We start from the raw sequence: 3,826 nt of genomic DNA on the forward strand, positions 1-3,826 counted from the left end.
CCGTCTTCGAGGTCGTGAAGAACGTCGCCGAGTCCGACTACGGCGCCCTCTCCGAGGAGTTCTCCATCGTCGTCCGCGAGATGGACATGGGCAGCACCTTCGAGGAGGCCATGCTCAACCTCGCCGAGCGCGTTGACTCCGAGCTTCTCCGCCGCGCCGTCCGCCTCATCGTCCGCATCTCCATCAGCGGCGGCACCCTCGCCGACGTCCTCGAGGCCGTCGAGAACGACATTCGCGAGGTCCGCCGCATCGAGCTCGAGCGCAAATCCGTCACCACCATGCCCTGCCTCACCCTAGTCATGGGCGGCATCGTCTGCGCCATCCCCGTCGCCGTAGCCCTCGGCGCCGTCATCGGTCTCGGCTCCGGCGGCGCCACCACCATGGCCGCCCTCCTCCCCGCGTACACCCTCCTCTCCCGGTACCTCATCCTCTACCCTGCCACCGTCGGCTTCCTCTCCGGCCTCGCCGTCGGCATCATCCGCTACGGCGACCCGCGAGAGGGAATCAAATTCGCCCTCGGAATCTCCACCGCCTCCGCGATCACGTACAATGTAATGGTAAAATTCTTCCCCACCATGCTCGCCACCCTCGGAGGAGGGGGAGGACCCTGATGCTCGGCACCCGAGGACAGGGTGGGGTCGAGTACCTCCTGATACTCACCGTCATCATCGGCCTCGCCGCCGTCGCCGCCTACTACGTGATCACCTCCTACCACCAGGCGGGCAAGCCTATCCCCAGCGAGGCCGAGAAGGCAGCCACAAAGGCCTCCCAGGGGACCCAGGCCTGGGATCGGTTCAACCCTAACGGATAGCCCGGCTCGGCCCCACCCCAAAAGCCCCGGAATAGAGAAAACATTTTGTACTTGGACCCCCCTAGGGGGCCCGGAGGAAGAGCGGGGGGTAGAAGGAAATGGAGGCCCTGAAGAGGATCCTCCGGGAGGAGCGCGGTCAGGGTGGTATCGAGTACCTGCTCCTGCTGGCCGCGCTGATCGGCCTCGCGGCGGTAGTAGCTTACTACTTCGTGAGGTCGTACAGCAGTGCCGGTCAGAGCGCGTCCGGAGCGGCGACCAAAGCCGCAGGTTCGGCGTCGCAGAAGGGCGTTAAGGCGTGGGAGAAGTACAACCCGTAAGGCGGAGGAGGCAGTAAGCGGGCCGCGAGGCGCGACGCACCGACGCCCCCGGGCTCCCCACCTTGACCGTTTTTGTTTTGACCGTGGACGGGTTCGGTGCCCTCTCTCGCGGCGTGCTGGGTGAGCTGTCGGACTTGGAGGGCGTCACGTTATTTTCCGACTATTTTACTTTGAGGAAAGTTAGCGAGGAGCTGGAGCGGTTCCCGGGCGAGGTGCACTGCCCGGTGATCGCGGACGCGCCCCCGACGTTCGTGCCGGAGGAGGATCTGGTGGAGCACGTGCGGGCCACGAGTGGGTGCTTGGGGGACGTGTTCCGGGCCCCGTACCTGGCCATGGACCGCGGGTTGTTGCGGTCGCTGTCGGACCTGGTGGAGGTGGACTCGTCGGGGTTCTTCCCGAAGGGTGGGGCGTTGGAGGTGGAGGGCGTGGTAGAGGTGCCGATTACGTGCGACGTGCACGACGGGGAGTGCGTGAGCAAGGTGGTGGAGCGGGCGGATCGGTACGACTTGGTGGTCCTTCGGGCCGGGAACGAGCTGCCGCTGTCCCGGGCGGTGCGGGTGTTTGAGGTGATCGCGGGGTCCTTTGAGGTGCTGCCGCTCTCGGAGGCGGTGCGGGAGGTGGAGGTGGGTTCGGAGGGGCTCTTCAGGCGGTGTCGATTCGGGGAGGATGGGGTGTTGACGGAGGTGGAGCGGTTGGTGCTGCGGGTCGTGTCGGAGGTGTGGGAGCTGCACGCGCGGTTGGTGCGGGAGGTGGGGGATCGGGAGCTGTTGTTGAGTCACCTGTGCAGCGAGAGCCTGCGGGCCCTGGATCGGTTGGTGCGGGTGTGCGCGCGGTTGCGGGAGGAGTTGGGTCGGGAGTACGAGGAGGCGTTGGAGGAGCGGTTGCGATCGGCGGCGGTGATCGGGGCGGTGCGGAGGTTGTCCCGGCGGTTGCGGTTGCGGGAGGAGGAGGCGGAGGATCGCGGTGAGGTGGCGGCCGGGGTGAGCTCGCGGCGGGAGCTGGCGGAGCGGGCGTTGGAGGAGTTCAGCGGTGGGGACGTGTTCAAGGGTCTCTCGCTGTTGATCGACGTGATTCGGGTGTGATGGTTTGGACGCGTCGTGGGTGGGGTTCGCGGCGGGTCTGGTGGTGGCTGGGGCGGCGGCGTACACGGACCTGCGGACGGGGCTGGTGCCGAACCGGTTGACGGTGCCGGCGGGCGTGGCGGCGGTGGCGTACGCGGTGGCGGTGGGTGCGGTGCGGGGATGGTGGTTCACGGGCTGGGCGCTGTTGGACGGGTTGATCACGTTCCTGGTGGCGTTGGCCCTGCACCTGCTGGGGGTGATGGGCGGGGGGGACGTGAAGCTGCTGCCCTCGCTGGCGGTGTTCGTGCACCGGGGGCGGTCGCCGTGGTGGGGGCTGGACGTGACGGTTAACTCGATCCTGGCGTACGCGCCGTTCGGGCTGTGTTACCTGAGCGCGTGGGCGTTTCGGTTGCACGGTCGTCGGTTCCCGTTGGAGGTGGGGCGTCGGGCGTGCGAGCTGTTGCTGCTGTACGCGGTGACGGGGCCGGTGTCGTTGGTGCTGCCGTCGTGGCGGGCGGCGCTGGTGGAGCTGCCGCTCGTGCTGGGGCTGTGGGCGGTGGTGCGGCGGTGGGGGCTGGGTCGGTGGGTGGTGCTCGGGCCGGTGTTGGCGGGCGCGTACGCGGTGATCGTGGGGCCGTGGACGGTGGCGTGGTGGGTGGCGTCGGCGCTGGCGTTGGGGTGGGTGTTCGCGGCCGCGCGGCTGGCGGCGGTGGAGAAGCGGGTGGAGGAGCTGCGGGAGGGGGAGATCCCGGTGGAGGTGGTCGTGCGGGAGGGGGAGCGGGTGCGGCGGGTGGGTCGGTTGCGGGCGGTGGTGCTGCTGGCGACGGGTCGGGCGGTGCCGGAGGTGGTGCCGTCGGGGGAGGGGCTCTCGCGTGAGGACATCGAGAGGTTAAAGAGGCTGGGGGTGAAGCGGCTTCGGGTGGGACACGCCACCCCGTTCGCGCCCGCGATCCTGATCGGGTACGCGCTCACGTTCTGGTGCGGGGGGTGCGCGCTGCGATGCTTGGGGTGAGGGGTCAGGGCGGCGTTGAACATTTACTCCTGTTGGCCGCCTTCGTGGGGCTGGCGGGGATCATCGGGTACTTCGTGTATCAGTCGGCCAAGGGCCTGGGCAAGGGTGCCGGCGACCTTGGTAAGACCGTTTCGAAGGGGATGGTCGGGTTCGCGAGGAGCGCGGTCGGTAGGAACCTGTGAGCGGGGTCAGGTGGGCGCGGAGGCCCTGCTGCTGCTCATGGTAGTCGTGGGTCTCACGGCGATCATCGCGGGGTACTACCTGTCCACGGGGCACTCCGGGAGTCGGGCGGTGGTGGACGTTGGGAGCGCGGAGAGCTCGGCGGCCGTGGGGGTGGGTCAGGATGCGTCCCGGTGGTTGTAGGGGCCAGATCTCGATGGAGATGGCGCTGTTGCTGATCGCGGTGGTGGCGACCGTGGGCGTGTTCGCCGTGGGTCTGAGCGAGTTCGGGCGGAGGGTGGGATCCGGTTGGTCGCAGGCGATGGAGGAGATCGCGGGGAAGATCGTGGAGCGGGCCAAGGCCGGGTAGAGGGGCCTTGCGGGGTCAGCTCACGCTCGACGCGCTCACGGCGTCGCTGCTCTCGGCGCTGGTCCTGCTCCTCCTGACGAGCACGGCCGGGATCGT

The 3,826-nt window shown here is 68.6% G+C and carries 8 protein-coding genes; all 8 read left to right on the plus strand.

Going from position 1 to position 3,826, the window contains the following annotated elements; translation table 11 throughout:
• Positions 1 to 611 (plus strand): type II secretion system F family protein (locus tag ACXJJV_RS06080; RefSeq protein ID WP_456467295.1); only part of this gene is annotated, 611 nt, incomplete at its 5' end.
• Positions 611 to 811, plus strand: coding sequence for a class III signal peptide-containing protein (locus ACXJJV_RS06085; RefSeq protein ID WP_456467296.1), 201 nt, complete (start codon positions 611 to 613; stop codon positions 809 to 811). The genes ACXJJV_RS06080 and ACXJJV_RS06085, both read left to right, overlap by 1 nt.
• Before the next feature lie 98 nt (positions 812 to 909).
• Positions 910 to 1,128, plus strand: a complete 219-nt coding sequence (locus ACXJJV_RS06090) for a class III signal peptide-containing protein (RefSeq protein WP_456467297.1) — start codon at positions 910 to 912, stop codon at positions 1,126 to 1,128.
• A gap of 62 nt (positions 1,129 to 1,190) precedes the next feature.
• Complete coding sequence (locus ACXJJV_RS06095) at positions 1,191 to 2,210, plus strand: hypothetical protein (RefSeq protein WP_456467298.1); 1,020 nt, start codon at positions 1,191 to 1,193, stop codon at positions 2,208 to 2,210.
• 4 nt (positions 2,211 to 2,214) lie between these two features.
• Positions 2,215 to 3,201: a prepilin peptidase gene (locus ACXJJV_RS06100; protein ID WP_456467299.1), complete on the plus strand. Its 987-nt coding sequence runs from the start codon at positions 2,215 to 2,217 to the stop codon at positions 3,199 to 3,201.
• Positions 3,189 to 3,383, plus strand: coding sequence for a hypothetical protein (locus ACXJJV_RS06105; protein ID WP_456467300.1), 195 nt, complete (start codon positions 3,189 to 3,191; stop codon positions 3,381 to 3,383). Before ACXJJV_RS06100 ends, ACXJJV_RS06105 begins: the two co-directional genes overlap by 13 nt.
• A 10-nt stretch (positions 3,384 to 3,393) precedes the next feature.
• Positions 3,394 to 3,564, plus strand: a complete 171-nt coding sequence (locus ACXJJV_RS06110) for a hypothetical protein (protein WP_456467301.1) — start codon at positions 3,394 to 3,396, stop codon at positions 3,562 to 3,564.
• Positions 3,545 to 3,730, plus strand: a complete 186-nt coding sequence (locus ACXJJV_RS06115) for a hypothetical protein (protein ID WP_456467302.1) — start codon at positions 3,545 to 3,547, stop codon at positions 3,728 to 3,730. Before ACXJJV_RS06110 ends, ACXJJV_RS06115 begins: the two co-directional genes overlap by 20 nt.
• Positions 3,731 to 3,826 lie beyond the last annotated feature (96 nt).

The sequence above is a fragment of the Methanopyrus sp. genome (genome assembly GCF_053997775.1).